This window comes from Pseudomonas sp. KB-10 (assembly GCF_018221585.1).
GTDB lineage: Bacteria > Pseudomonadota > Gammaproteobacteria > Pseudomonadales > Pseudomonadaceae > Aquipseudomonas > Aquipseudomonas yangonensis.
In genome coordinates this window covers 260,646-286,846 of the sequence record NZ_QYYB01000006.1, presented here as the reverse complement: position 1 = coordinate 286,846, position 26,201 = coordinate 260,646, and the positions used below count along the sequence as shown (strand labels likewise).

The 26,201-nt window shown below is 61.9% G+C and carries 24 protein-coding genes; 17 read left to right on the top strand and 7 right to left on the bottom strand.

Annotated features, from left to right (window positions below; translation table 11 throughout):
* The first annotated feature begins 81 nt into the window (after window positions 1-81).
* Entirely contained in the window at window positions 82-354 is a 273-nt protein-coding gene (locus DXK50_RS17920) for a GNAT family N-acetyltransferase (protein WP_161867026.1), read from the top strand.
* 96 nt (window positions 355-450) lie between these two features.
* Here the strand turns inward: DXK50_RS17920 and DXK50_RS17915 are convergent, their stop codons facing one another.
* Both DXK50_RS17915 and DXK50_RS17910 read right to left on the bottom strand, forming a co-directional pair.
* Window positions 451-1,527: a 3-deoxy-7-phosphoheptulonate synthase gene (locus DXK50_RS17915; RefSeq protein WP_041978939.1), complete on the bottom strand. Its 1,077-nt coding sequence runs from the start codon at window positions 1,525-1,527 to the stop codon at window positions 451-453.
* A 200-nt stretch (window positions 1,528-1,727) separates the two neighbouring features.
* Complete coding sequence (locus DXK50_RS17910; protein ID WP_161867027.1) at window positions 1,728-2,141, bottom strand: PilZ domain-containing protein; 414 nt, start codon at window positions 2,139-2,141, stop codon at window positions 1,728-1,730.
* Between DXK50_RS17910 and DXK50_RS17905 the strand changes: the two genes are divergently transcribed.
* The 5 genes from DXK50_RS17905 (at window position 2,140) to cysB (ending at window position 6,091) form a co-directional block, all read left to right on the top strand.
* The gene (locus DXK50_RS17905; RefSeq protein WP_161867028.1) at window positions 2,140-2,526 is read left to right on the top strand and encodes a YbbN family protein; all 387 of its coding nucleotides are present in this window, start codon (window positions 2,140-2,142) and stop codon (window positions 2,524-2,526) included. The two genes, DXK50_RS17910 and DXK50_RS17905, sit on opposite strands and share 2 nt — an antisense overlap.
* A complete protein-coding gene (locus tag DXK50_RS17900) occupies window positions 2,526-3,482 on the top strand; it encodes a putative 2-dehydropantoate 2-reductase (RefSeq protein ID WP_212631255.1) in 957 nt (318 codons plus the stop codon). The genes DXK50_RS17905 and DXK50_RS17900 overlap by 1 nt, the downstream gene beginning before the upstream one ends.
* A gap of 2 nt (window positions 3,483-3,484) precedes the next feature.
* The gene (locus tag DXK50_RS17895; RefSeq protein ID WP_161867030.1) at window positions 3,485-4,390 is read left to right on the top strand and encodes a 5'-nucleotidase; all 906 of its coding nucleotides are present in this window, start codon (window positions 3,485-3,487) and stop codon (window positions 4,388-4,390) included.
* Window positions 4,391-4,511: 121 nt separating this feature from the next.
* Window positions 4,512-5,012, top strand: coding sequence for a universal stress protein (locus tag DXK50_RS17890; protein WP_161867031.1), 501 nt, complete (start codon window positions 4,512-4,514; stop codon window positions 5,010-5,012).
* A 104-nt stretch (window positions 5,013-5,116) separates the two neighbouring features.
* Window positions 5,117-6,091 (top strand): HTH-type transcriptional regulator CysB, encoded by a 975-nt coding sequence (cysB, locus tag DXK50_RS17885; protein WP_161867032.1) that lies wholly within the window; start codon window positions 5,117-5,119, stop codon window positions 6,089-6,091.
* Between the two features lie 61 nt (window positions 6,092-6,152).
* On the opposite strand, the gene DXK50_RS17880 is transcribed toward cysB, so the two are convergent.
* On the bottom strand, window positions 6,153-6,773 hold the full coding sequence (locus DXK50_RS17880; protein ID WP_212631254.1) for a phosphoadenosine phosphosulfate reductase domain-containing protein: 621 nt from the start codon (window positions 6,771-6,773) through the stop codon (window positions 6,153-6,155).
* 175 nt (window positions 6,774-6,948) lie between these two features.
* Between DXK50_RS17880 and thrH the strand changes: the two genes are divergently transcribed.
* Window positions 6,949-7,566, top strand: coding sequence for a bifunctional phosphoserine phosphatase/homoserine phosphotransferase ThrH (thrH, locus tag DXK50_RS17875; RefSeq protein ID WP_212631253.1), 618 nt, complete (start codon window positions 6,949-6,951; stop codon window positions 7,564-7,566).
* Window positions 7,567-7,633: 67 nt separating this feature from the next.
* Here the strand turns inward: thrH and pabB are convergent, their stop codons facing one another.
* Entirely contained in the window at window positions 7,634-8,977 is a 1,344-nt protein-coding gene (gene pabB, locus DXK50_RS17870) for an aminodeoxychorismate synthase component I (protein WP_212631252.1), read from the bottom strand.
* A gap of 192 nt (window positions 8,978-9,169) precedes the next feature.
* Between pabB and DXK50_RS17865 the strand changes: the two genes are divergently transcribed.
* From DXK50_RS17865 to DXK50_RS17835, 7 genes are all read left to right on the top strand, one after another.
* The gene (locus tag DXK50_RS17865; protein WP_212631251.1) at window positions 9,170-11,884 is read left to right on the top strand and encodes a LuxR C-terminal-related transcriptional regulator; all 2,715 of its coding nucleotides are present in this window, start codon (window positions 9,170-9,172) and stop codon (window positions 11,882-11,884) included.
* Entirely contained in the window at window positions 11,881-14,604 is a 2,724-nt protein-coding gene (locus DXK50_RS17860) for a helix-turn-helix transcriptional regulator (protein WP_212631250.1), read from the top strand. Before DXK50_RS17865 ends, DXK50_RS17860 begins: the two co-directional genes overlap by 4 nt.
* Before the next feature lie 236 nt (window positions 14,605-14,840).
* Window positions 14,841-15,263 carry a DUF6160 family protein gene (locus DXK50_RS17855; protein WP_161867038.1) on the top strand — a complete coding sequence of 141 codons (423 nt, stop codon included), beginning with the start codon at window positions 14,841-14,843 and terminating at the stop codon, window positions 15,261-15,263.
* Between the two features lie 81 nt (window positions 15,264-15,344).
* Window positions 15,345-16,106, top strand: coding sequence for a C39 family peptidase (locus DXK50_RS17850; protein ID WP_161867039.1), 762 nt, complete (start codon window positions 15,345-15,347; stop codon window positions 16,104-16,106).
* Between the two features lie 38 nt (window positions 16,107-16,144).
* The gene (locus DXK50_RS17845; protein WP_212631249.1) at window positions 16,145-17,149 is read left to right on the top strand and encodes a transporter family protein; all 1,005 of its coding nucleotides are present in this window, start codon (window positions 16,145-16,147) and stop codon (window positions 17,147-17,149) included.
* Window positions 17,150-17,167: 18 nt separating this feature from the next.
* Window positions 17,168-18,757, top strand: coding sequence for an outer membrane protein transport protein (locus DXK50_RS17840; protein WP_212631248.1), 1,590 nt, complete (start codon window positions 17,168-17,170; stop codon window positions 18,755-18,757).
* A gap of 4 nt (window positions 18,758-18,761) precedes the next feature.
* Entirely contained in the window at window positions 18,762-19,913 is a 1,152-nt protein-coding gene (locus tag DXK50_RS17835; protein WP_212631247.1) for a MalM family protein, read from the top strand.
* A gap of 59 nt (window positions 19,914-19,972) precedes the next feature.
* Here DXK50_RS17835 and DXK50_RS17830 read toward each other — a convergent pair whose 3' ends face one another.
* The 3 genes from DXK50_RS17830 to rloA are packed head-to-tail and all read right to left on the bottom strand — an operon-like array spanning window position 19,973 to window position 23,032.
* A complete protein-coding gene (locus DXK50_RS17830) occupies window positions 19,973-20,959 on the bottom strand; it encodes an alpha-L-glutamate ligase-like protein (protein ID WP_212631246.1) in 987 nt (328 codons plus the stop codon).
* A gap of 4 nt (window positions 20,960-20,963) precedes the next feature.
* Window positions 20,964-22,490 carry an osmotic stress tolerance membrane protein RloB gene (rloB, locus tag DXK50_RS17825; RefSeq protein WP_161867044.1) on the bottom strand — a complete coding sequence of 509 codons (1,527 nt, stop codon included), beginning with the start codon at window positions 22,488-22,490 and terminating at the stop codon, window positions 20,964-20,966.
* Between the two features lie 5 nt (window positions 22,491-22,495).
* On the bottom strand, window positions 22,496-23,032 hold the full coding sequence (gene rloA, locus DXK50_RS17820) for a retropepsin-like aspartic peptidase RloA (protein WP_161867045.1): 537 nt from the start codon (window positions 23,030-23,032) through the stop codon (window positions 22,496-22,498).
* A 304-nt stretch (window positions 23,033-23,336) separates the two neighbouring features.
* Here rloA and DXK50_RS17815 point away from each other — a divergent pair, with 304 nt between their 5' ends.
* The 3 genes from DXK50_RS17815 (at window position 23,337) to prpC (ending at window position 26,194) form a co-directional block, all read left to right on the top strand.
* Window positions 23,337-24,059, top strand: a complete 723-nt coding sequence (locus DXK50_RS17815) for a GntR family transcriptional regulator (protein ID WP_161867046.1) — start codon at window positions 23,337-23,339, stop codon at window positions 24,057-24,059.
* Entirely contained in the window at window positions 24,056-24,943 is an 888-nt protein-coding gene (prpB, locus tag DXK50_RS17810) for a methylisocitrate lyase (RefSeq protein WP_161867047.1), read from the top strand. The genes DXK50_RS17815 and prpB overlap by 4 nt, the downstream gene beginning before the upstream one ends.
* Window positions 24,944-25,036: 93 nt before the next feature.
* Complete coding sequence (gene prpC / locus DXK50_RS17805; RefSeq protein WP_212631245.1) at window positions 25,037-26,194, top strand: bifunctional 2-methylcitrate synthase/citrate synthase; 1,158 nt, start codon at window positions 25,037-25,039, stop codon at window positions 26,192-26,194.
* Window positions 26,195-26,201: the final 7 nt, after the last annotated feature.

The window sequence follows — 26,201 nt, the reverse complement described above, 5'->3', positions numbered from 1 at the left end:
TCAGGGTTTGCGCTTTTGCCAAAGCACCGGTATGAAGTAAAAGTAAATGCGCCGCTAACGGTTGCGGCTAGAGGAGAGAAGATGAGCGAGGGGTTGTCCATCCACCATGACCAGGCGAGTCACCAGTTCGTGACGACCGTCGATGGTGATCGCGCCTATCTGGCCTACATGGATCTGGGTAAGCAGACGCTGGACATCTACCGGACCTTCGTACCCAACGCCCTACGTGGCCGCGGCATTGCCGCAGCGCTTACCGAGCATGCCCTGCAATATGCCGAAGGACAGGGGTATACGGTGATTCCATCCTGCTCCTACGTCGAACGCTACATGGAGCGCCGTTCGCGCCATCAATAGGCGCAAGCTCTCCAGGGCGGGTGAAACGATCCCGCCTGACGAAGGAATACGAAAACGCCGGGCATAGCCCGGCGTTTTCTTTTGGCTGCACAACCCTCAGCCGCGAGGGCGCTTGGGCAGTACATCCTTGAGCTTGGCATGCATGCTGCGCAGGCTCTTCTCGGTGGTGTCCCAGTCGATACAGGCGTCGGTGATGGATACACCGTACTTGAGGTCGCACAGGTTCTTCGGGATCGACTGATTGCCCCAGCCCAGATGACTCTCGACCATCAGGCCGACAATGGAATTGTTGCCTTCGAGGATCTGGTTGGCGACGTTCTCCAGTACCAGCGGCTGCAGGGCCGGGTCCTTGTTCGAGTTGGCGTGGCTGCAGTCGACCATGATGTTCGGCCGGATGCCGGCTTTGGTCAGTTCCTGCTCACAAATGGCGACGCTGACCGAGTCGTAGTTGGGCTTGCCGTTGCCACCGCGCAGCACCACGTGACCGTAGGCATTGCCCTTGGTGGTGACGATGGACACGCCGCCTTGCTGGTTGATGCCGAGGAAGCGGTGCGGGCTGGAAACCGATTGCAGCGCGTTGATCGCCACTGTCAGACCACCGTCGGTGCCGTTCTTGAAACCGACCGCCGAGGACAGGCCTGAAGCCATTTCGCGGTGGGTTTGGGATTCGGTGGTGCGGGCGCCGATGGCCGACCAGCTGATCAGGTCCTGCAGGTATTGCGGGGAGATCGGATCGAGCGCTTCGGTGGCGGTGGGCAGGCCCATTTCGGCCAGGTCGCGCAGCAATTGACGGCCAATGTGCAGGCCGTCCTGAATCTTGAACGAGTCGTCCAGATACGGATCGTTGATCAGACCTTTCCAGCCGACCGTGGTGCGCGGCTTCTCGAAGTATACGCGCATGACCAGAAACAGGCTGTCGGACAGCTCGGCAGCCAGCACCTTGAGGCGCTCGGCGTACTCGTGAGCGGCCTTTATGTCATGAATGGAGCAGGGGCCGACGACCACGAACAGGCGATGATCCTTGCCGTCGAGAATGTCGCGCACCACTTGACGACCATGGGCGACGGTCTTCAGTGCCGCATCGGTCAGGGGGATTTCGCGTTTGAGCTGATCGGGGGTGATCAGGGTTTCATTGGAAGCGACGTTGAGGTCGTCGATCGGTAAATCAGCCATGGTGCTATTCATCGGGTCAGGTCGTCAGGTCACGGGTGCCGGCCGCCAGCGATCCCCTATGGCGGTGCACAGCTAGTTGGTGCAGGGGGAGCCGAACCTTAGCGCGTAAGGGGCTGCACGACAATGGGCGTTAAGTTCAATGGCCTCATAGATTGGCAGTATGAGGGACTGATGGCCTTGCGGAGGGTGGCGAGGGCTCACTACGCGAGATAGGGAAACTCAGCGGCATGCTTGGCGATCCAGTCCTGGGCGCATTGCTCGATCGCCATGGGCTGACCTGATTCCTGTTCCAGCTGCTGGCGGTAGTGCTGGATCTGGCAGACCTGTTCGACCATGCGCGCGCGGAACAGAGTGTCCTCATCGATGAAGGCGATGCCTACCAAGTAGTCGTTTTCCTGTCGTCGACACCAGGCCACGACCCCTGGATAGCGCGCCTGATCGCCGAGCAGCGGGATGCGCAGTTCGACCGAGGTACCGCGACGAAAGCCGCGTAACGAGTTGCATGCGACCCCGCCCAGGCTGATATTGTTCAGCCGTTGCCGGGGAATGCAGGCCTGTCTGCGCAACACCAGTTCCACCGGCATGTCGCTTGGATGACGCAGAAACTTACGCATGAATACCGACCTCGAGTGCAGGCAAACTGATATCACTGGATTCAGTATAGCGACGCAACTGGAATTGACCGATCTGGATGCTGACCGCCGCCTGCTCGACCTTCCCGGTACCTCGCTGCTGGTGTTCACTAGCACGGGCTGTGCCAGCTGTCGTTGGGCGCGCCAGGCGCTGCCAGGCATGGCGCTTCCGGTCGAGCGGCTGTGCTGGATCGATGCGGGGCGTAACGCCGGTTTGGTGGCGCGCTACGAGGTCTTTCATCTGCCTTCATTGTTTCTGGTCAAGGACGGTCATTTCTTTGGCGCGTTGCAAGCGCGCCTTGCCCATTCCGATCTGCTAACCGCCATGGGCGAGGCGTTGCTTCGCCCGGCTGAGGAGCTTCCCTGATGTCTCAATCCCCCGCGCCGCGCATCGGCATCATCGGCACCGGTGCCATCGGCGGCTTTTACGGCATGCTGCTGGCGCGCGCCGGGCACGACGTGCACTTTCTGCTGCGTAGCGAATACGCTGCCGTCGTCGAGCGAGGCCTGCAGCTGAACAGCAGTGTGCACGGCGCCCTGCACCTGCCAGCGGTACAGGCCTATCGCAATATCGAGGACATGCCGCAATGCGACTGGCTGCTGGTGGGGGCCAAGACTACGGCCAACGCCGAGCTTGCGCCCCTGATCGCCAAGGCCGCGGCGCCAGGAGCCAAGGTGGTGCTGTTGCAGAACGGTCTGGCGGTGGAGGACGAGCTGCGCCCGCTGCTGAGCGACGATCTGCACCTGCTCGGTGGGCTCTGCTACATCTGCGTTCACCGCCGCGCTCCGGGGGTGATCGAGCATCAGGCGCTGGGGGCGATCAATCTGGCCTATCATTCTGGGCCGCTGGATGGCGACGAGTCGCGCCTGGCGCTGGTCGAGGAGGGCGCGGGTCTGCTGCGCAGCACCGGCCTGGATTCGGCAGCGATGCGTGACCTGGCACAGACGCGCTGGCAGAAACTGGTGTGGAACATCCCTTATAACGGCCTGTCGGTACTGCTCGATGCCGATACGCGGCGCATGATGGGAAATGCCGATAGCCGCGCGCTGATCGCCGACATGATGCAGGAAGTGGTACGGGCCGCTCAGGCGCTGGGGTATGCGATGCCTGAGAACTATGCGGACAAACTGCTCGCGGCGACGCAGCGCATGCCCGATTATCTGCCGAGCATGTACCACGACTTTGCCCAGCGCCGGCCGGCCGAGCTGCATGCCATCTATGAAGCACCTCTGGCGGTTGCGGATGCCGCGGGTTTCGATATGCCCAAGGTGCGCGCGCTGTATCAGGCGCTGCGTTTCATTCAGGCTCGCCGGGAGGCCTAATCATGGGCAAGGGGCTGGGGGACAAGCTGGTGCTGGCGATTTCCTCGCGGGCGCTGTTCGATCTGAGCGAGAGTCATCAGATCTACGAGAGCGAGGGTGTTGAAGCCTACCGTCGCTATCAGATCGAGCATGAAGATGAGGTACTGATGCCGGGTGACGCCTTCCCGCTGGTGGAGAAGCTGCTGGGGTTGAACACACGCCTCAGTGAACAGCGCGTCGAAGTCATTCTGGTGTCGCGCAACAGCGCCGATACCGGCCTGCGTGCGTTCAATTCGATCCAGCATTACGGCCTTGGCATTTCCCGCGCTGCCTTCGTCGGCGGCCGCAGCCCCGATCCTTATCTAGCGGCCTTCGGCTGCCATCTTTTTCTCTCTACCCATGCCGAGGATGTGCGCAATGCGCTGAAAGCCGGTTTCGGTGCGGCCACGCTGCTTTCCGGCGGCACCCGGCGCGCCAACAGCAATGAACTGCGTATTGCCTTCGATGGTGATGCCGTGCTGTTTTCCGATGACTCCGAGCGCGTCTATCAAAGCGGCGGTCTCAATGCCTTTCAGGATCACGAGCGCGAGTCCGCTCGGCAGGCTCTGCCAGGTGGGCCGTTCAAGCCATTTCTCGCCGCATTGCACGCGTTGCAGCAGGAGTTTCCCGAAGCCGAATGCCCGATTCGTACGGCGCTGGTCACCGCGCGCTCGGCCCCGGCGCACGAGCGAGTGATCCGTACGCTACGCGAATGGAACATCCGCCTGGACGAATCCTTCTTTCTGGGTGGGCTGGACAAGTCCGCGGTGCTGGAGGCCTTCGCGGCCGACGTTTTCTTCGATGACCAGACCGGTCATTGCGAAAAAGCTCGTCAGGTAGTGGCGACCGGGCATGTCCCCCATGGCGTGAGCAACGAATTGTTGCCCTGATCCCGGCGGCAATCACGTGCGCGTATATAGCCATTCGTCCTAAATGACGTTGCGGTTCTTGCTTTGTCTGATGCGCTGCTAAGCTCAATCAGAGGCCTGCGCCAGCAGTCGAGGAGGCCGCGTGATCCGCTCGATACTTTATGCCACCGATCTGGGGCTTTATGCCTCTTACGTGCTGCAGCACGCCCTCGCTATGAGCCGCAGCTTCAAGGCTGATTTATACGTGGTTCACGCGGTGGAACCCATGGGCCTGTTCGCCGAGTCCGTGCTGCAGACCTACCTGGATGAAGACACTCTGGCGGAGCTGCGTCGCAATGGTTTGAACACCGTGATGGCCAGCATCGAGCAACGTGTACTTGAAGGCTTTCGTGACGAAGTTGGAGATGGTCAGCAGGATCTTCAGCTGATACGTGCCGTGCGGGTGCTGCAAGGCGATCCGCCAGCGGTGATTCTGGGGGAGGCGCAGAAACTTGGAGTGGATCTGCTGGTCGTAGGCAGTCACAGCCATGGTACGGACCTGACCATACCGCTGGGGCGTACGGCAGCGCGGATCGTGCAGTTGTCGGAGGTGCCGGTATATCTGGTGCCCATGCTGCAGCATCGTGGGCACGGGGATCTGTAAAGGGAGGTATTTAATAAAAAGTTCTAGGCTGTGCTACTAAACCAATAATATGGTTATATACGGCATTGGCGGCTACTGCTGCCTTACCGCTCTGAGGGAAACATATGAAGCTTCAGCAATTGCGCTACATCTGGGAAGTTGCGCACCACGACCTCAACGTATCGGCTACCGCTCAGAGCCTGTACACCTCTCAACCAGGGATCAGCAAGCAGATTCGCTTGCTCGAGGACGAGCTGGGCGTGGAAGTTTTCGCCCGCAGCGGCAAGCACCTGACCCGCGTGACCCCGGCCGGAGAGCGCATCATCACCACGGCCGGCGAAATTCTGCGCAAGGTCGAAAGCATCAAGCAGATCGCCCAGGAATTTTCCAACGAGAAGAAGGGCACGCTGTCCATCGCCACGACCCACACCCAGGCCCGGTATGCGCTACCACCGGTGATCAGCGCTTTCATCAAGCAATACCCGGACGTGTCGCTGCACATGCATCAGGGTACGCCGACGCAGATCGCCGAGATGGCCGCCGATGGCAGCGTCGACTTCGCCATCGCCACCGAAGGGCTGGAGCTGTTCAACGATCTGATCATGATGCCCTGCTACCGCTGGAACCGCTGTGTGGTGGTACCGCAGGGGCATCCGCTGACCAAGCTGCCGAAGCTGACCCTCGAAGCGCTGGCCGAGCATCCCATCGTCACCTACGTATTCGGCTTTACCGGGCGCTCGAAACTGGACGAGGCCTTCAGCCATCGCGGCCTGACGCCCAAGGTGGTGTTCACTGCCGCCGACGCCGACGTGATCAAGACCTACGTGCGTCTGAACCTGGGTGTCGGCATCGTGGCCAAGATGGCCGTCGACCCCAAGCTCGACCCGGACCTGGTGGTGCTCGACGCCGATGGGCTGTTCGAGCCCAGCGTGACCAAGATCGGCTTCCGTCGCGGTACTTTCCTGCGTGGCTTCATGTGCGACTTCATCGAGCGTTTCGCCCCGCACCTGACCCGCGACATGCTGGCCAAAGCCGTGCAGTGCCATAACAAGTCCGAGCTCGAAGAGCTGTTCGCGGACGTCGAATTGCCCATGCACTGAGGCAGAGGCTGAAACGAACATGGCGCCCAAGGGCGCCATGTTTCGTTCCAACCCGTGCCGATCAGTGGCTCAGGTGCAGACCGCACTCGCGATTGTCTTCACCCTTGGTCGGGTCGAAGTAATCGAACTCGTTCGGCAGGTCGTGGGCGACCAGATACTGGTAGAGATCCTTGGATGTCCAGTGCAGCAGCGGAGCGACCTTGATCAGGCCATCCGGATTGATGCTGATCGGGTCCATCTGCGCGCGCACGGCCGTATCGGTGGCGCGCAGGGCGGTGAACCAGACACCCGGTGCCATCTCGCGCAGGGCGCGGGCGAAGGGCTCGAGCTTGACCTCTTCGGTGAAGGCGGCATGGCGCGGATCATCCAGGCCGGGCACCGGGCCGTCGATGGCTTCGCGATGCGCGCGCGAGCGTTTGGGCAGGTAGGTGATCAGATTCAGGTTCAGCTTGCGCGTAACCTCGTCGGCGAAGCGGTAGGTGGCTTCGGTGTTGTAACCACTGTCCATCCAGACCACCGGGATATCCGGTTTGACCTGGCTGACCATGTGCAGGATCACCGCTTCGAACGGGCGGAAGTTGGTGGTGCAGATGGCGGTTTTGCCCAGCCCGATGGCCCACTGCACCAGCTTTTCTGGCTGGTTGCCGAGTTTGGCGTTGAGCGCGTCCAGGTCGAGTTCCATGTTGAGGACTCCAGATCGTGTGCGTGAGGGCGCGATGGTAACAAAGGCCGGTTATGCGGCTAAATAACTAAGGCGCTTGGTGTCCTTTGTTTCGGTTATAAGCATGCTGCATTGCGTGCACCAAGCCCAGCGGCTAGAGTGCCGGCTCCTTTTTGGCTCAACCAAGGAGCGGCCTGTGGAAATCGCGTGTCTCGACCTGGAAGGCGTACTGGTCCCGGAAATCTGGATCGCCTTCGCGGAAAAAACCGGCATCGAGTCGCTCAAGGCGACCACCCGCGACATCCCCGATTACGATGTGCTCATGCAGCAGCGCCTGCGCATCCTCGACGAGCATGGCCTCAAGCTCAGGGACATCCAGGACGTGATCGCCACGCTAAAACCGCTCGACGGCGCGGTGGAGTTCGTTGACTGGCTGCGTGAGCGCTTCCAGGTGGTGATCCTTTCCGACACCTTTTACGAGTTTTCCCAGCCGCTGATGCGTCAGCTCGGTTTCCCGACCCTGCTGTGCCACCGCCTGATCACCGACGAGAACGATCGCGTGGTCAGCTACCAGCTGCGCCAGAAGGACCCCAAGCGCCAGTCGGTCATCGCCTTCAAGAGCCTCTACTATCGGGTGATCGCAGCGGGCGACTCGTACAACGACACCACCATGCTCAGCGAAGCCCATGCCGGCATCCTGTTCCATGCGCCGGATAATGTGATCCGCGAGTTCCCGCAGTTTCCGGCGGTGCACACTTATGAGGACCTCAAGCAGGAATTCCTCAAGGCCTCGAACCGCAAGCTGAGTCTGTAAGACCGATGCATGAAAAACGCCGCGATTTCGCGGCGTTTTTCGTTTGGGGTGCTTATTCGGCTTCGGCCTACAGGCGCTCCAGCGTTTCCAGCAGCACCTTCACCTTGGTGATCGACTCCTGATACTCGGCCTGCCAGTCGGAGTCGGCGACGATGGCGCCACCGCCCCAGCAACTGACCTGGCCATTCTTGACCAGGAGACTGCGGATGGCGATGGAGCTGTCCATCTCACCGCGCACGTCGAGATACAGCAAGGAGCCGCAGTAGAGTCCGCGCCGGGTCGGTTCCAGCTCGTCGATGATCTGCATGGCGCGGATCTTCGGTGCGCCGGTGATGGAGCCACCGGGGAAACTACCGGCGATCAGATCCAGCGCATCCTTGTCGGGCGCCAGCTCGGCGGTCACGCAACTGACCAAATGGTGCACATTCGGATAGCTTTCCAGGACGAACAGCTCTGGTACCTTGACCGAGCCGGTGCGGCAGCTGCGGCCGAGATCGTTGCGCAGCAGGTCGACGATCATCAGATTCTCGGCGCGATCCTTGCGACTGGCCAGCAGGTCCTGTGCCTGCGCCTGGTCGTCCTCGGCATTATCGCCGCGGCGCCGGGTACCCTTGATCGGGCGTGTTTCCACCTGACCTGCACTGACCTTGAGAAAACGCTCGGGCGACAGGCTGAGAATAGCGTCAGCGCCGCCCAGGCTCTGAAACCCCGAGAACGGAGTAGGGCAGGCGTGGCGCAGCGCCAGATATGCAGTCCAGGGATCGCCCGCACAGGGGGCCTGAAAACGCTGGGCGAAATTCACCTGATAACAGTCGCCCGCCAGGATGTACTCCTGAATGCGTCCGATAGCCTGGCGATAGCGGGACTGGTCGATATCGGCCTTGAACGGCTGGCTCAGTCGGAAGGGCGCAAGGTCCTCGTTGCAGGGGGCTTCGAACAGCGCCTGCAGACGCAGGCGCTCTGTTTCCGGCAGCTTCGGGTGAAACAGCAGCGCACTGGTACCGCGCTGGTGATCGCTGATCAGCGCCCAGGCGTACAGGCCGAACCGCGCATCTTCCAGACCAAGGTCATCGGTGCTCTGTTCGGGCAGCGCTTCCACGCGACGGCCGAAGTCGTAGGCCAGGTAACCGATCAGGCCGCCGACAAATGGCAATGGCTGCTGCGCTGGCGCCTCCGCATGGCCAAGGCTCTGCAGCGCGTCGCGCAGGCGCTGCAGGAAATCGTTGGCCGATTCGTCGGCCACTGGCGCCAGTTCTGCCAATGGCCAGGCGCTCATAAGGTCATAGCGTCCACGCTCGGCATTCGGGCGCCCGGCATCCAGCAATACGGCACCTGGGGCCTGGCGAATGCGCTGAAAGTAGTCGCTGGGGTCTGTCCGGTAGGGAAGCGGGTGTAGAGAGCAGCTGGGCATGCACGGTAGCCGGAAGAGATGAAAGGGCGATTGTAGTCCGCCGCTAACATTCATCCTAGAGCTTGCGCCGGGTTTACTCGGCCGCGTCCGCCTGATTAGTATGGCGCGGTGCCAGGATGTTGAATGTAGAGCTGTTCCCGCTAAAACGGGAGCGGCCAATACCAGAACAATAATTTATAAGGGATCCAGGCCATGGATGTTGTGACAGGTCCAGCTGCTGGAAGCCTGCTGCGTTCGAAATTGTCGCCGCCCCAGGCATCTGCGGACTATTTGGCAAGACCCCAGGTCGAAGCCGCGCTTTCGGCCTATCCCCATGCCCGCCTCGTGCTGTTTTGCGCGCCAGCCGGCTTCGGCAAGACCACCGCTTTGGCGATGCTGGCCGAGCAGCGTCGCCAGGCGGGCAGCGCGGTTGCGTGGCTTTCGCTCGGTTCCGATGACGATGAGCCGGTCCGTTTCTTCCAGCAGCTGATCGAAGCATTGGGTCAGGCACTGCCCGGCCTTGGGAGCGACGCGCTGGGTTATCTGCGCAATACCATGCTCGTACCGGTCGAGGCGATGATGGAAAGCCTGCTGGCGGACCTGTCGCAACGGTCCGAGCCCTTGCTGCTGGTACTCGATGATCTGCACCTGATCCAGGATGGCGAGCTGCTCGCGGCGCTCAGCCGCCTGGTCAAGCTGGCGCCACCCAATTTCACCCTGGCGATCGGTAGCCGCTCGCAACCTGCCCTGGGCTTGGCTACGTTACGAGCCAAGGGGCTGCTGCTGGAACTCGGCAGCGATGAGCTCAGGCTCAATCCGCAAGAGACGCGCAGTTATCTGGAACGCAGCGGTCTGCAGCTTAACCCCGAGGCATTCGGTGCCCTCTACAGCCATACCGAGGGTTGGCTGGTCGGAGTGCACCTGGCCAGTTTATGGCTGCGCAATCATCCCCAACCGACGGAGCGCATGGCCGAACTGGGTGCCGACAAGCATGCGGTGGGTGATTACCTGCTGCGCTCGGTGTTCGAGCAGTTGCCGGCCGAGCGCCAGGAGCAGTTGCTGGCGCTGGGTGTGGCGCAGCAGCTCAGTGGCGATCTGGCCAACGCGCTGACCGGGCGCCAGGATGGCCAGCAGCTGCTGGAAGAGTTGGAGGCGATGCAGTTGTTTCTCCTGCCGATGGACCGCGAGCGGCAGTGGTATCGCTTTCATAACCTGTTCGCCGAGTTTCTCCGTGGCCGTCTCAAGGAACGCGACCCGGAGCGCTTCAAGCAGCTGCACTTCAACGCCAGCCTGTGGTTCACCAATCACCACATGCAGAACCTGGCCATCGAGCACGCCTGCCTCGCCGAAGATACCGAGATGCTCGCCGCGCTGATCGACGGCTGCGGTCTTGAGCTGATCAACCGCGGGCAGCTCAACCTGATCTACAAGTGGCGCCAGCACGTGCCGGACGAGATCGCTGGCCGCTTCCCGGTGCTGGTGCTCGCCGACGTCTGGACCCGGGCAACGGAAATGGGGCTGAGCGAAGCCAACCGCATGCTCGACGAGTTGCTGCAGCGCTGGAGCGAGTCGCGTAGCGGTGGTCCGTTGAGTGACAAGGTTCTGGCGACCCTGGCGATCAAGGCGGTAATCGCCTTGCAGAAGGACGACCTGGATAGCTGCGTCAACCTCGCCCGGCGTATCGAGGTGCAGCTCGGGCAGCACACCGCGTTTCTCGAGGTCGCGATCCTTGCCGTTGGCGCTCTGGCCAACGTCATGCTGGGCCAGGGTGAGCAGGCGCGCAAGCTGCTGGCGCTGGCGCAGCAGCGCAATCACTTTCTTGAAGGCCGCTATCTGGACATGCAGTTGGCCAACGTCGAGGTGCTCCTGTGTCTGGAGCAGGGGCGGATAAAACAGGCGCAACTGTTGTTCGAACAACTGCGCGCGCGGACGATGCCCTGGTTTGGCGAAGAGTCCCGCGCGCTGGTCTTGCCGGCCATCACCGACTCGCTGATCGCCTATCACCAGGGGCGCATCGATGGCCTGCAGGACCGTCTGCGCTGGGCCCTGGCCAAGGTCGATGTGATCAACCCGATCGATCTCTACGCTCAGGCAATGCTCTGTCTGGCACGAGTTCAACGTCTGCAGGGCGCCCCGAAAGAGGCGCTCGCGACTCTGGTACTGATGCAGAACCTGGCGGCGCGCACCCATTCCTGGCGCTTTTATGTGCAGGCGGTAGGTGAAGAGATCACGCTCATGCTTCAGGAACCGGTAGCCGACCGCAGCAAGCGCGCGGAGCAGCGCCTGAAGTCGGTGGACTGGGCCAAGCTGGCTGGCCATTACAAGCAGCGCAGCTTCAATCCGGTGTCGTGGGTGCTTGGCCTGACCCGCATTCGCCTGCAACAGACGCGAGGGCATTACAGCGAAGCACTGCACGAGATCACCCAACTGCGCGGCCAGTTGCAGAACGGTTGGCACGGGCTGCATCGCCTGCGCCTGGATCTGCTCGCGGCGCTTAGCTACCAGCGCCTGGGCTACCAGGAACGGGCGCAGAGTCTGCTGGTGCAGTGCCTGATCGATGCTGAGCGGGAGGAGGCGCGCAGCCTGTTCATCGAGGAGGGCGAGGCCATCCGTCAGTTGCTGCTGCAACTGGAATCCGCCGAGCGTCAGCCGGCATTGCAGGCCTTCATCCGCAGCCTGCTGAGTGCCTGGTCCGGGCAGGATTCTCGGCAGCCGCAGGACACGCTGGAGGAGGGGCTGACCGAGCGCGAGCGCGAGGTGGTCTGTCTGGCTGCCAAGGGCATGTCCAACGAGGAGATCGGCCAGCAGCTGGCACTGGCACTGGGGACCGTCAAATGGCACCTGCACAACATCTACGAAAAGCTCAAGGTGCGTAATCGCACTCAAGCCATCCGCCGTGCCCGCGAGCTGAGCCTACTCGAATCATGAACAGTCAGAATCCATCCAGCCAAGCCGCCGCGCCGCTGTTGCGCACCAAGTTGTATCCCGCCCATGCCGAGGGCGCTCCCTTACTGCAACGTTCGGCTTTGCTCAAGCGTTTGCTGGAGGCCCGCGAGCAGCGCCTGATCGTGCTCAGTGCTCCTGCAGGCTTTGGCAAGAGCACCGTCCTCAGCCAGTTGCGCAGTCGTCTGCAGGGGCAGGGGGCGCGTGTCGCCTGGTTGTCCTGCGATGAGGGCGACGGCGAGCCGGCGCGTCTTCTGCAATATCTTGTGGCGGCAATAGGTGCGGTCTGCCCCGGCTTCGGCGCCAGCACCACGGCCCTGCTGCAAGGCGAGGTCAGCTGGCCGCTGGAGACCGTCATAGACGCGTTTCTCGACGACCTCAAAGGCCTGTCTGAAGACCTCTATCTGATGCTCGACGACTTCCACCGTATCCGCCATCCCTCTCTGGGCCAGTGTTCGCGTTATCTGGTTGAACGCCTGCCCAGCCAGGTAAGGCTGGTGGTCAGCACGCGTTATCAGCCGCGCTTTCTCGACGAGCTGCCTGCTCTGGGCGCCTGGGCTTTCTGGCTCAAGGCCGAAGACCTGCGTCTGACCCGTGCCGAGACTGCCGCCTATTTGCGCGATATCAAGGGGCTCGCTCTGGAGGAAGGCGAGCTCGACCAGCTGTATGCACGCACTGAGGGCTGGATCACTGCCTTGCATCTGGCTGCGCTGGCCTTGCCGCGTCAGCACAATCGCGCGGCTTTTCTTGCAGGCTTGTCAGGCGCCGAGCGCAACATCGCCGATTACCTGGCCGAAGACGTGGTGGCCAGCCTGCCCGAAGCCGTGCAGCTGTTTCTTGACCAGACCTCGGTGCTCGATGAATTCAATGCTGAACTGTGCAACGCCCTGACTGGACGCCAGGACGGGCACGAGATGCTGCGGCGCCTGAAGGGCGAGCAACTGTTCGTGATTCCGCTGGACGAGCAGGGCGTATGGTTCCGCTATCACCATCTGTTCGCCGAATTTCTTCAGGGGCGCCTGGCCAGGCGCGGCGACAGCGCTCATTTGTTGCACGCCGCCGCGCGCTGGTGTGAAGGCCACGACCTGCCGGACAAGTCGATCAAATACGCCTTGCGTGCACGCGATTACGCGTTCGCCGCCGAGCTGCTGGAGCGCCAGGGCGCCAGGCTGATCGCCGGCAACCGGGTCTACGGCATTCTCGCCATTCTCAAGGACATCCCGCCGCTGGTGATCACCGAGCAGCCGGTGTTCCAGATCTTCTATGCCTGGCAACTGGCCTTCGAGCAGAAGTTCGCCGAGTCCGAAGCCTTGATCGAGGAAGTCAGCACGCGCCTAACCCAGGGGCGCGGCAAGGGCATGCATTTCGGCCTGATCGAACTGCTGGCGGCCGCCCAGGTGCTCAAGGCGCTGGTACTGCTCTACCAGGACAAGCTCGAGGCCTGTCTCAAGGTCGCCGGTCACTGGCTGGCCCTGGTGCCACAGAACCAGCCGGTGTTCCGCGCCAGCCTGGCCTGCGTTCAGGCCGCAGCGTTCGCCCTGCTCGGGGAGTTCGGCGAGGCGGCCAAGGCGATAGCCGTGGCGCGGGAGAACCTGCGCCAGTGCGAGAGCGAATACCTGCACGTGATGGCCAGCCTTATCGAGGCGTTGATCTGCAAGGAATACGGCGAGCTGGAGCGCGGCCGCGCACTGGCCGAGTCGGCGCGGGCACGCGTCGAGCAGGTGTTCGGACGGCGTAGCCGGGTCGGCGGCCCGCTGGGCCTGGCCTATGCCGATTTACTGTACGAGCAGGATCGACATGGCGCCATCCTTGCCGAGCTGCCGCTGGCCACCACCTGGCGCGATGTTGCCACGCCGGTGGAGTTGATCAGCCGCGGCAGGCTGGTCATGGCGCGCGCGCGTTTCTTCGCCGGTGCCGCAGAGCAGGGCCTGGAGGAGCTCGATGAGTGGCTGGCGGGTTTGCAGGGGCCTGGCTACGAGCGGGTGTTCGCCATCGCCATGGGCTGCAAGGTGCAGTTCCTGCTGTGGCTGCGCAGGCCCAACGAGGCACAACGCATCTATCTGCAGCTGGAACGCCATCTCGCAGCCCTGCCTGTCGAGCGTTATGGCGATGCCCATACGGCGCTGGCGTTGAGTGAGGCGCGTCTGGCGCTGAGCGAGCGCAGGCTGGAAAAAGCCCAGGCCAGCCTGGAGGCATGCCTGGCCAAGCAGGGCGCGGAGCACCAGCGTGACCGGCGCCTGCGCCTGAGCCTGTTACTTTCTGTGGCGTACTGGCGCAAAGGTAACAGCGAAAAAGCCTTCGCACTGTTGCATGCGACGTTGGAGGAGGCCTGGCAATGCGGTTACCGCCGTCTGTTCCAGGACGACGCGCTATGGTTGCTGCCGCTGTGGGATGCCTGGAAAAGCGCCGAGCCGAAACGCGCCGGAGCCTGGCAAGGTGTTGCTGAAACACTGCGCGAACAATGCCGACGGCTGTCTATTGATCCGGAAAGTTTCGATGAAAATCAAGACGTTAGCTCTCGGGAGCGGGAGATTTTGCGACTCGTGGCGGCCGGACTTTCGAACCGTGATATCGCCCAGGCGGTGCATCTGTCCGAGGCCACTATCAAATGGCATCTGCACAATCTGTTTTCCAAGCTGGGTGTGCGCAGTCGTACCCAGGCGGTACTCAAGGGCAAGAGCCTGGGACTGTTGAGCGAGGCATGAAGAAGTAGAACGGCAAGTCAGCAGTTCGCTCCATCCCTTGGATGGGCTGGCAGTTCAATGGTGGGTTAGTAGCTTGTAGCCATAGCGAAGCGCGCTGCGTTTCGCGAAACCAAACCTGGCGTACCTAAGGAAGCCGCGGCAGGTCTGGTGATCGGCATGGGCCGATCAGGCTGCTCGTGACAGGACGTCACCGGCAGAGCCGGGGAACCCCCATTTGAACTGTGGAGATAACAACAATGATGACCCTGAAGAAATTCGCTCTTGCCGCCGCCGTCATGGCAGTCCCGTTCATGGCCCAGGCCGATCTGAAGGCCCTGGATGATTCCGATCTGGCCAGCGTCACCGGTCAGGCCGGTATCAGCATCGCCGGTAACTTCGATGCCACCATCGGTTCCATCGTCTACACCGACACCGAGAGCGGCATCAGCGATGGCAGCAACACTCTGAGCCTGAACACCGTCAGCCTGTCGGGCTTCAATATCGATGAAACCAATCCGCTGACCATCGACGTCAAGGACAACAAACTGGAAATCGGCCTGCCGGGCATCAACGGTGGTGTTTCAGTCGACTCGGTGAAAATCGGCAACAACAGCATTGGTGGCGTGGCCATCAACGGTCTGGACATGGCCGGCTCCACCGTCAAGGTCTGGGGCCACTGATTCCCGCCTGATCCGTTCCACAGGAGCTCTGTCGCGCGCGGCCGGGCTCCTGCCTCGTTGTATGCAGTTGCGGATTGACCAATGATCGAAATTCTCGTGGGCAGCCTGATCGGTTTGTACGGGTTTACCGAAGCTGTCGACATCAAGCCTCAGCCCACCGGCACCGTGAACATCACCCAGCCGCTGGTGCCCAACGGCCCGCTGCGTGAGTCGGTGGTGCTCGAGCCGATGAGTCAGTTGCAGTTTCGCAACGTCATTCGCCAGGCCTACGACTACAGCTGCGGCTCTGCGGCGTTGACCACGCTGCTCGACTATTACCTCGGGCGCAACCTGGAAGAGCGCCAGGTGATGGAAGGGCTGCTGCGTTTCGGCGAGGCCGAGAAGATCGTCGAGCGTCGTGGTTTTTCCCTGCTCGACATGAAGCGCTTCGTCACAGCTCTGGGCTACAAGAGCGGCGGCTTCCGCGCTGGTTTCGATGACCTGGCGCAGCTCGAACACCCGGCAATCGTGCCCATCGAGTACGCCGGCTTCAAACATTTCGTGGTGGTGCGCGACGTCTACAACGAACACGTATTCGTCGCCGACCCGGCACTGGGCAACATCAGCTTCACCCGTGTGCGCTTCGAAGAAATCTGGGATCAGAACGTGCTGTTCGTGATCTTCCCCAGTGGCAACGAACCGCCCAATGCCATGGCATTGACCGATCGCGACTTGCGCATCATCGACGACCGCACCATCAGCATGTTGGCTTTCCGCGAATTTCCGCAGATGGCCAAGTTCACCACGAATCAGGCCGACCAACTGGGGTCGGGGGGCGACATCCAATACATTCGCCGCAAGTGATTTGCCCGGCATAACAATAACGATCTGGGGATAGCGTCATGGGAGTTTGGGGGTATGCATGGCTGGCCATGCTGACGCTGGTGGCGGCGCAGCCGTTGATGGCCGAAGAGGCTACGGTCGACGATGCGCGCGATGCGCTGAGCAAGAAGGAGGACGACGCCGACAGTGCCAAGGCGCTTGAGGAGGTTTTCCAGGCAGCCGAAAAGAGCTACACCTTGCTCAAGAAGGGCGAGCGTACCCTGACCTACGGCTTCGACTACTCACTGCTGCGCGACACGCAGATCCAGACCGTGCGTACCGGGCAGAACGTCTACAGCGTGATCGGTCAGAGCGAAGCGCAGCATACTTTCACCAATTCCTTCACCTTCGATTACGGGGTGTGGGACAACCTTACCTTCAGCATGCGTGTGCCGTTTCTGGCCAAGTACGACACCGAGCGCGACCTCAATACCTACAGCCTTGGCGATATCTCCGCCAGTTTGCGCTGGCAGCCGTGGTCGTCGGCACGCGGTCGGCCGGTTACTACGCTGTTCGCCACCCTGGGCTTGCCGACCGGCGACAGCCCCTATGACGTCAGCCTGGACAATGGCCTGGCCTCGGGCAACGGTTACTACAGCCTGGGCGTCGGCGCCAACCTGTCCTACGTGATCGACCCCGTGGTGCTGTTCGGCTCGCTTGGTTACACCTACAACCTGCCCATCCGCGATGCCGATCAGGTCCGCGGCGGGCGCTTGCTGGAAGAAGTCGACCCAGGCTCGAGCCTGTCGCTGAGCATGGGCTTTGCCTATGCATTGTCCTATGACGTGTCCCTGGCCACCTCATTCCAGATGGCCCACAACCTGGCACCGAAATTCAAGTTCAGCGATGCCACCTTCGAGGGTAACGAGCAGACCAGTGCGGTGATGAACTTCTCCCTGGGCCTGCGCACCGCACCCAATACCATCGTCAACGTCAATGCCGGGTTCGGCATGACCGAAGATTCGCCCGATGTCCTGCTCGGGATCTCCATGCCCCTGGATATCAAGGGCCTCAAGGCCGAGTAAGCAGCGAGCGAACCTGATATGACTCATCTTGCCAAGCTGCAGGCTCTGCTGCTGGTGGGGCTCGGCGCGGCCTGCGTCCTGCCCGTCGATGCGCAACTGGCCAACAACCTGACCATTGGCAACCCCAAGGCCATGGCCATGGGCAACGCCGTCACCGCCGATTTCACCGGCATCGATGCCGTGCACTACAACCCGGCGGCGCTGAGCAAACTCAAGGGGCGGCAGACCACGGTCAAGCTGCTCAGCGGCGTGATGGACATCCGCGCCAAGTTCGACGCCAAGCAGGACTACGGCTTCATGGGGTTCGACGACGACCCCTTCAAGAATTCCAGCAGCCGCACCCTGACGCCGACCATGTACCTGCCGGGTGTCGGCGGCATGACTGAATTGCCGGTTCTGGTAGCGCCGCTGGCGGGCCTGTCGATCAACCCGCCAGGCTCGAAATTCACCTTCGCTACCAACGTATACGCACCCATGGCGCTGGGCTATTCGCGCGATTCCGACGACGACCCAGGGCGTTTCCAGGGGCGCCAGGTATCGCTGCAGCGCATCACCTATTTCTCACCGTCGCTGGCCTATCAGGTCAATGACGAGCTGTCGGTAGGCTTGTCCATCGGGTTTTCCCATCAGGCGGTGGCGCTCAACCAGGACTTTCGTAACCCCGGCATGCTCACTGGTTTGACCCGTATTCTCAACGAGGCACTTTGCCTGCCGGGGCTGGAAGAGATCACGGGGCCGTTCATCAATGTCTGCAGCGGCAAGATCGGCCCGTTCGACTCGCTGGCCAACCTCGACCTGGATCTGCAGCAGAGCCTGTCGCCGACCTACAACCTGGGCATTCTCTGGGAACCGACCGACTGGTTCGCCTGGGGTGCGACCTACCAGAGCGAGGCGCGCATGAATCTCAAGGGCAAGTACCGCGTCGACTATACCGAGGACTGGGCGGGCTTCTGGTCCGGCCTGCAAGGCTCGCTGTTCGGTCAGATTCTCAGCCCGATCTTTCCCTATGGCGCAGACGAGGAAAGCGGCAACGCCTCGCTCAAGCTGACCTATCCGGATGCTTTCAGTACCGGCATCAAGGTTCGTCCCTTCGATAAATGGCAGTTCAATCTGGATCTGCGCTGGGTCGGCTACAGCGACTGGAACAACTTCGAGATCGAGTTCGATCGCGAGCTCGACCTGCTGCGTATCGCCAAGACCTTCGGCGGCGGCAACGCCACCGATCGCAGCATCATTCTCGACCGTGGGTATCGCGATACCTGGAGCTGGGGTGTGGGCGTGCAATACGACGTCAATGATCGCCTGGCCCTGCGTGCCGGCTACGAGTACCGCCCCTCGGCCATTCCCAAGGACAAGGCCGACGTGCTGGCACCAGTGGGCGATGCCGATCTCTATGGTCTCGGCCTGGGTTATCGCTGGGACAAGGACACCACCATCGATGTCGGCTTCAACTACTTCGTTTCCAAGCAGAGCATTCCCGCCGGCAGCAGCTGCAACGTCAGTTGCGAAGGGCTGGATAACCTGGTCTACAACCCCTACGCCGGGCTCAATATCGAAACCACGGTCAAGGCCTATATCTTCGCCATGACCTACACCTCGAGGTTCTGAGGCGATGCGCAGTCTGATGATCATCCTGGCCTTGTTGCCCCTGGCACAGGCCACTGCCAGCAGCCGTTACCTGACCTGGGTCGATGATCTGGGACGGGTGCACAACACCTTCGTCGACAGCCGTTTCGCCGAGCAGCAGAGCCAGGCCAAGCGTCGCGCCGAACAAAGCGATCAGGCCCGGCTCGGTGATGGTGGTGCCTGGCCGGGCAGTGCGCCAGGCACGGGGGAGAGCAAGCGCCGCTATTTCACCTGGGTCGATGGTAATGGCCAACTGCAGAACAGTTTCTATGCCGGCGCCCAGGTCGCCGGTGCGTCGGGTCGCGATCAGGTACTGGCCAGCGGCGAGCGGGCAGGGGAGTACATCGACTCGGCGGTGCTGGAGGGGCGAGGATTTGCCCGCGACAGTTACGACAGCCCGTATTACACCTGGGTCGACGAACAGGGAAGGACGCACAATTCGCCGGTACCCGCCCAGCCGCGGGCTGCTGCTTCCAGCAAGACGGCCTCATCGGTGCGCTACAGCGAGGGCCGGCAGATCGAATTCGAAGGCAGCAGGCCGTCGTTGCCGATGCTCGATGGCCAGCCAACGGCAGCCATGCAGGCGCTGCTCGAGGGCAGCCAGGCGCGCGGCGAAAACCTGTATAGCGAGTTGTCGCTCCGCTGCTGCGGGCAGTTGCGCGATAGTGACTTCAGCGTGCTGTCGGCCCAGGAGCCACGCTACGAAGAGCTGGATCGTTTCTCGCCCAGCTTCGACTTTCCCATGGGGCGCAGTTACTACGCAGCATTGAAACTGCCGGCGTCGCGGCAAAGCTATGGATTGCGTGTGCGCAGTTTCGCCAACCGCCAGGTGATCTATCCGTCGCTGCTGTTTCTCGATGAGGCCAAGCGGCCAACGCGCCTGGTCAGCGACGCGGTGTATCAGCTGCACCCGGAAACCTGGTACCGCTACGCCTTCATCGAGGGCACGGTGCAGGTGCGCGCCGAACGTGGCGAGCGTTACGTACTGCTGATCACTACTGATGAGGATCGAAGCCTGCAGACGCTGGACAACAAACCGTTCAAGCGGCCGTTGCAGGATCTGGCAGTGGATGCGGCGGGCATGCAGCGGCATGCGCATGCGGACGAAGGGGCGTTCGAGCTGGCGATCGTGCGTTGAGCCAGTCTTGGGCGCGCCAGGTCGGGGCGACCTGGCGCGACGCTAACGGTAGCCGAGCGTCAGACTTCCTTGCTGACGATATGGCCAAACAGCTCCTGGGAGAAACGCACGCGCTCCTCGGCGTCTTCCTGAATGCCCTTGGCTTTCAGTTCTTCCAGGCGGGCTTCCACGGCGTGGGCACGATGGGTCAGACCGCAGTCGTTGGCGATCTGGATATTCAGGCCGGGGCGGGCGTTGAGCTCGAGAATCAGCGGGCCCTTGTCCTGGTCCAGCACCATGTCCACACCGATGTAACCCAGGCCGCACAACTCGTAACAGCCGGCGGCGAGTTTCATGAAGCCGTCCCAGTTCGGCAGTTGCACACCGTCCACCGCGTTGGTGGTGTCCGGGTGCTTACTGATCTTGTTGTTCAGCCAGGTGCCGCGCAGGGTTACGCCGGTGGCCAGGTCCACACCCACGCCGATGGCGCCCTGGTGCAGGTTGGCCTTGCCGTTGGACTGGCGCGTCGGCAGACGCAGCATGGCCATCACCGGGTAGCCCATCAGCACGATGATGCGGATATCCGGCACGCCTTCGTAACTGATGCTCTTGAAGATGGTATCCGGTGTCACGCGATACTCGATCAGCGCGCGGTCACGGTGGCCACCGAGTGAGTACAGGCCGGAAAGGATGCTGGAAATCTGCTGCTCCAGCTCCTCGTGGCTGACGATCTTGCCGGAAACCGTCTTGAAGCGATCCTCGAAACGGTCGGCGATGACCATGATGCCGTCGCCACCGGCGCCCTGCGCCGGCTTGATGACGAAGTCAGTGCGCCCGGCGATGATCTCGTCGAGCTTGTCGATCTCCTTCTCGGTTTCGATGATGCCGTACAGCTCCGGCACATCGATGCCGGCCTCGATGGCCCGCTCCTTGGTGATGATCTTGTCGTCGACGATCGGGTACAGGTGCCGTTTGTTGTACTTCAGCACGTAATCCGCGTTGCGTCGGTTGATGCCCATGATGCCTTTGGCTTCAAGGGCCTTCCACGTCTTGATCAGGCCGAACATGGTCTTAGTCCTTGAGGAAGGCTTTGAAGCGGAACAGCTCGGTCAGGCGGTAGCCGCGGTAACGACCCATCGCCAGCATGAAACCCACCAGGATCAGCAGGACCGCCGGGAAGGTGAACACGAAGTACACCAGCTCCGGAACCATCATCAGCAGGTGCGCGATGGTGGCGGCGAACAGGGTGCCGATGGCGACCTTGAAGGCATGGCTGCCGCCGCGTTCTTCCCAGGTGATCGACAGGCGTTCGATGGTCATGGTCAAAATCACCATCGGGAACAGCGCTACCGACAGACCGCGCTCCAGGCCCAGCTTGTGGCTGAACAGGCTGATGGCGGCGATCAGCACCACGACGAAGGTCAGCACCACCGACAGGCGCGGCAGCATCTGCAGCTTCAGGTGCTCCAGATAGGAGCGTAGCGAGAGGCCGAGCGTGGTGATCACGGTGAACAGGAAGATGCCGAAGCCCAGCTGGGTTTCGCGGAAGGCCAGGGCGATCAGTACCGGGGTGAAAGTGCCCAGGGTCTGCAGGCCGCCGAGGTTGCGCAGGATGAGGATGACCAGCACGCCGATCGGGATCATGACCATGATCATGAAGGTCTGCTGGGTCTGCAGCGGCAGGCCGTACAGCGAGTATTCGAGGAAGCTGGCGTCGGTGTTCTCGTCGGTCAGCTTGGCCAGGCGGATGGCGTTCATCTCGCTGTTGTTCAGGCTGAAGCTGACTTGTGCCTGGCGCCCGCCCTCGAGGCTGACCAGCTCTTCGTCACCTATCCACCACACCAGACGATCGGCCGGCAGCCCTTGCTCGCCGGTCTCCGGGTTGAAGTAGAGCCATTTCTGGCCGTTGAAGCTGCGCAGCCACAGCTCGGGCGACTGCGCGACCTCGGCCTGCAGGCGAATGGTGTGCACGCGCTCCATCGGTACGTGGGCGATGGACAGCAACAGGTCGACTACCTTGGCCTTGTTGGCGGTGGATGCGTCGCCGCCCAGCAGCAGCTTGACGTTGTCGTCGTTGACGTTGTTGGCGCGCTTGATGGTTTCGCTGATGAAGGTCTCGACATCCGCCGAGTGCTGGCGGATCGGCGCGAGCAATGCTTCTGCGGCAATTTTCTCGGGGCCTTCTACCGGCAGGCTGTCACGGAAGATCGGGCCTTTGGCGGGTGGCTGCTCACCGCTGTAACGCTTGGTCAGGACCAGGCGATAGTAGAGGGTCTGCTTACCGCTGGCGCGACGGGCCGACCAGGTGACGCGGCGGTTGCCGTCGACACGGTTGACGCTGACGCCATAGTTGTTGGAGATGAAGCTCTCGTTGAGGCTCACGTAATCCTGGTTCAGCGGCGGCACGAACATCTGCAGTTTCACCGGCTCGCGCGGGGTCGCCTGAAATTCGACCTTGGCGTCGATGTTCCACAGATCGTCGGTCTCGTCTTCGGTCACCGGGATGCCGAGGATGAAGATTTGGTATGCCGTAATCAGAACGCCCAGAGTCACCAGCAGGGTGATCAGGACTTTCAGATGCAGGTTCAGAGAGCGCATGGGAATTACTCGCCAGGGGTTGCGTCGTCGGTGCAGTCGGGTTTGCCGGCCGCGTATTTAAGGCTTGGATCGACCATGGCTTCGAAGTGCTTGAGCGCTTCGGAGCCGATCAAAAGCGGGTATTGGAATGCGCTTCGGTCGGTCAAGTTCACTTCGATCGTGCGCAGGGTTTGCCCCATGCACAGTTCAAGGTCGATTACCGGGCGTGCCGTATAAGTCTTGTCTTCTTCGGGATCGAAGTCGCCTGCCCGGCGTTTGATCTTGCTGATGCGCGCCAGCGGACGCTCGATGGTTCGCTCGTGAGCGTCATCGATGGCCAGCACGAAACGCACCCAGGTTTCTCCGTCACGCTTGAAGCGTTTGATGTCGCGGGCGCTGAGGGACGCCGTCTTGGCGCCGGTGTCGAGCTTGGCGGCTACCTGCAGGTCCAGTTCCTCTATGTGAATGTATTCGTTCAGGCCATAGATCGACTTGCCCATGGCCAGAGCCGGGCAGGACAAGGTCAGCAGGCAGAGCAACAAGGAGAAGGGTTTCAGTCTCATGTGTCCTTGAGAAGGTATTGCCAGGGGCGGGTGAGCAACAGTGTCTGGCGGCAGACTGCCATATAACTGTCTGCCGGGAAGTCTAGCAGGCATGACAGAAGGCGTTAGCCGGGCGTAAGTGCGCGGATTCTAACATGGGGATTTTCCGTGCTGACAGCAGGTTATGTAGCTTTCTGCAAGTAAGGTCAAGGCTCGACTGGCTCGACATTCATAAAATATTGTCGACAATACTTTGGTCTGCTTTGACGGTTTTGGCTTTGTGGCGTAGTTTTATTGCCACTGAAAGCTCTTGGTGTCGACAATCATGCTGCTTGAATCGGAAGCGCCCACATCGCCTCAGGTGGATTCGGAAACACTTTCCGAACATGTTTTCCGCCTGATCCAGGCTGCCATCGTCAAAGGTGATATCGCCCCCGGCAGCAAGATCTCCGAGCCTGAGTTGGCGCGTACCTACGGCATCAGCCGCGGCCCGTTGCGTGAGGCGATCCATCGCCTGGAAGGGCAGAAGCTGCTGGTGCGCGTGCCGCATGTGGGCGCGCGCGTTGTATCGCTCAGCCATGCCGAACTGGTAGAGCTGTACGAGATCCGCGAATCCCTCGAAGGCATGGCCTGTCGTCTGGCCGCCGAACGCATGACCCAGCAGGAGATCGACGAGCTGCGCCGGGTGCTGGAGTTGCACGAGCAGGACGCCGCCTTCAAGGCGGGCGTCGGCTACTACCAGCAGGAAGGCGACTTCGACTTCCACTACCGGATCATCCAGGGCAGCGGTAACCGCACCCTGGCCAAACTGCTGTGTGACGAGCTCTACCAGCTGGTGCGCATGTACCGCCTGCAGTTTTCCGCCACGCCCAATCGGCCGCACCAGGCCTTCGCCGAACATCACCGCATTCTCGATGCCATCGCCGAACGTGACGGCGAACTGGCCGAACTGCTGATGCGCCGCCACATCGGCGCCTCCAAGCGCAATATCGAGCGCCACTACAAGGAAGCGCTCGCCACTTCATCCAAGCCCCGAGGTGATACATGACTCAGCTTTCCGCCGGCCAGCGCTTCCGCCAGGCCCTCGCCGAAGAGCAACCGCTGCAGGTAATCGGCGCGATCAACGCCAACCATGCGCTGCTGGCCAAGCGCGCAGGCTTTCGTGCCATCTACCTGTCCGGTGGTGGTGTCGCGGCCGGCTCGCTCGGGCTGCCGGATCTGGGTATCAATACCCTCGATGACGTGCTCACCGACGTACGCCGCATTACCGATGTCTGCGACCTGCCGCTGCTGGTAGACATCGACACCGGCTTCGGACCTTCGGCCTTCAACATCGAGCGCACCGTCAAGAACCTGATCAAGGCTGGCGCCGCCGCTGCGCATATCGAAGACCAGGTCGGTGCCAAGCGTTGCGGTCACCGTCCGGGCAAGGAAATCGTTTCCACCGAGGAAATGTGCGATCGCGTGCGCGCTGCTGCTGACGCCAAGACCGACCCGGACTTCTTCCTCATCGCCCGCACCGATGCGATCCAGGCCGAGGGTGTGGACGCCGCCATCGAGCGTTGCCAGGCCTACGTCGAGGCCGGTGCCGATGGCATCTTCGCCGAGGCGGCCTACGATCTGCCCACTTACAAGCGCTTCGTCGAGGCGTTGAAGGTGCCGGTGCTGGCCAATATCACCGAATTCGGTGCCACGCCGCTGTTCACCCGCGAGGAGCTGGCTTCGGTCGGGGTGGCCATCCAGCTTTACCCGCTGTCGGCGTTCCGCGCGGCGAACAAGGCGGCAGAAAGTGTCTACACCTCGATCCGCCAGAACGGCCACCAGAAGGACGTGATCGAGCTGATGCAGACCCGCGCCGAGCTGTACGACCGTATCGGCTACCACGCCTTCGAGCAGAAGCTCGACGCGCTGTTTGCCGCCGGCAAGAAATAAGGCTGTAGCCCGGATGCAATCCGGGGATTGGTTGGCGTGGTTGCCGGATTGCTGTCTGGCCACGCACCTAGAACAAGAGATAAGAAGATGACCATGAGCTCGACTGAAACCACTCCAGGCTTCAAGCCGAAGAAATCCGTCGCCCTGAGCGGCACCGCCGCCGGCAACACCGCGCTGTGCACCGTTGGCCGCACCGGTAACGACCTGCACTACCGCGGCTATGACGTGCTCGATTTCGCCAATCGCTGCGAGTTCGAGGAAATCGCCCACCTGCTGGTGCACGGCAAACTGCCCAACGTCGCCGAACTGGCCGGTTACAAGGCCAAGCTCAAGGCCCTGCGCGGCCTGCCGGCCGGGGTCAAGGCCGCGCTGGAACAACTGCCGCCCTCGGCGCACCCGATGGACGTGATGCGCACCGCCGTGTCCGTACTCGGCTGTCTGGCCCCGGAGAAGGACGACCATAACCACCCCGGCGCCCGCGACATTGCCGACAAGCTGATGGCCTCTCTGGGGTCGGCGCTGTTGTACTGGTATCACTACAGCCACAACGGCAAGCGCATCGACGTGGAAACTGACGACGACTCCATCGGCGGACATTTCCTGCACCTGCTGCACGGCGAGAAGCCGCGCGAGTCCTGGGTGCGCGCCATGCACACCTCGCTCAACCTGTATGCCGAACACGAGTTCAACGCCTCCACCTTCACCTCGCGGGTGATTGCCGGCACCGGCTCCGACCTGTTCAGCTGCATCGCCGGCGCCATCGGCGCGCTGCGCGGGCCCAAGCACGGCGGCGCCAACGAGGTGGCCTTCGAGGTGCAGAAGCGTTACGACAGCCCGGAAGAAGCCGAGGCCGACATCCGCGAGCGAGTAGGGCGCAAGGAAGTGGTGATCGGCTTCGGTCACCCGGTCTACACCGTCAGCGATCCGCGTAACAAGGTGATCAAGGAAGTGGCCCGCGAGCTGTCCGTGGAACAGGGCAACACCCAGATGTATGACATCGCCGAGCGTCTGGAAAGCGTGATGTGGGAGATCAAGAAGATGTTCCCCAACCTCGACTGGTTCAGCGCCGTGAGCTACCACATGATGGGTGTGCCCACCGCCATGTTCACCCCGCTGTTCGTCATCGCCCGCACCGCCGGCTGGTCCGCCCACGTCATCGAACAGCGTATCGACGGCAAGATCATCCGCCCGAGCGCCAACTACACAGGCCCAGAAGACCTGAAGTTCGTGCCGCTCAAGGACCGTAAGTAAGATGAAT

What these genes read in the sequence shown, in the direction of transcription:
- DXK50_RS17900 (WP_212631255.1), top strand. Translation starts at nt 2,526, where the DNA reads ATGTCTCAATCCCCCGCGCCGCGCATCGGCATCATCGGCACCGGTGCC.
- DXK50_RS17815 (WP_161867046.1), top strand. Translation starts at nt 23,337, where the DNA reads ATGCTGCTTGAATCGGAAGCGCCCACATCGCCTCAGGTGGATTCGGAA.
- DXK50_RS17920 (WP_161867026.1), top strand. Translation starts at nt 82, where the DNA reads ATGAGCGAGGGGTTGTCCATCCACCATGACCAGGCGAGTCACCAGTTC.
- DXK50_RS17830 (WP_212631246.1), bottom strand. Translation starts at nt 20,959, where the DNA reads ATGTTCGGCCTGATCAAGACGTGGAAGGCCCTTGAAGCCAAAGGCATC.
- DXK50_RS17835 (WP_212631247.1), top strand. Translation starts at nt 18,762, where the DNA reads ATGCGCAGTCTGATGATCATCCTGGCCTTGTTGCCCCTGGCACAGGCC.
- prpB (WP_161867047.1), top strand. Translation starts at nt 24,056, where the DNA reads ATGACTCAGCTTTCCGCCGGCCAGCGCTTCCGCCAGGCCCTCGCCGAA.
- DXK50_RS17910 (WP_161867027.1), bottom strand. Translation starts at nt 2,141, where the DNA reads ATGCGTAAGTTTCTGCGTCATCCAAGCGACATGCCGGTGGAACTGGTG.
- rloA (WP_161867045.1), bottom strand. Translation starts at nt 23,032, where the DNA reads ATGAGACTGAAACCCTTCTCCTTGTTGCTCTGCCTGCTGACCTTGTCC.
- rloB (WP_161867044.1), bottom strand. Translation starts at nt 22,490, where the DNA reads ATGCGCTCTCTGAACCTGCATCTGAAAGTCCTGATCACCCTGCTGGTG.
- DXK50_RS17915 (WP_041978939.1), bottom strand. Translation starts at nt 1,527, where the DNA reads ATGGCTGATTTACCGATCGACGACCTCAACGTCGCTTCCAATGAAACC.
- prpC (WP_212631245.1), top strand. Translation starts at nt 25,037, where the DNA reads ATGAGCTCGACTGAAACCACTCCAGGCTTCAAGCCGAAGAAATCCGTC.
- pabB (WP_212631252.1), bottom strand. Translation starts at nt 8,977, where the DNA reads ATGCCCAGCTGCTCTCTACACCCGCTTCCCTACCGGACAGACCCCAGC.
- DXK50_RS17850 (WP_161867039.1), top strand. Translation starts at nt 15,345, where the DNA reads ATGATCGAAATTCTCGTGGGCAGCCTGATCGGTTTGTACGGGTTTACC.
- DXK50_RS17855 (WP_161867038.1), top strand. Translation starts at nt 14,841, where the DNA reads ATGATGACCCTGAAGAAATTCGCTCTTGCCGCCGCCGTCATGGCAGTC.
- DXK50_RS17840 (WP_212631248.1), top strand. Translation starts at nt 17,168, where the DNA reads ATGACTCATCTTGCCAAGCTGCAGGCTCTGCTGCTGGTGGGGCTCGGC.
- cysB (WP_161867032.1), top strand. Translation starts at nt 5,117, where the DNA reads ATGAAGCTTCAGCAATTGCGCTACATCTGGGAAGTTGCGCACCACGAC.
- DXK50_RS17905 (WP_161867028.1), top strand. Translation starts at nt 2,140, where the DNA reads ATGAATACCGACCTCGAGTGCAGGCAAACTGATATCACTGGATTCAGT.
- DXK50_RS17895 (WP_161867030.1), top strand. Translation starts at nt 3,485, where the DNA reads ATGGGCAAGGGGCTGGGGGACAAGCTGGTGCTGGCGATTTCCTCGCGG.
- DXK50_RS17860 (WP_212631250.1), top strand. Translation starts at nt 11,881, where the DNA reads ATGAACAGTCAGAATCCATCCAGCCAAGCCGCCGCGCCGCTGTTGCGC.
- DXK50_RS17880 (WP_212631254.1), bottom strand. Translation starts at nt 6,773, where the DNA reads ATGGAACTCGACCTGGACGCGCTCAACGCCAAACTCGGCAACCAGCCA.
- DXK50_RS17845 (WP_212631249.1), top strand. Translation starts at nt 16,145, where the DNA reads ATGGGAGTTTGGGGGTATGCATGGCTGGCCATGCTGACGCTGGTGGCG.
- DXK50_RS17865 (WP_212631251.1), top strand. Translation starts at nt 9,170, where the DNA reads ATGGATGTTGTGACAGGTCCAGCTGCTGGAAGCCTGCTGCGTTCGAAA.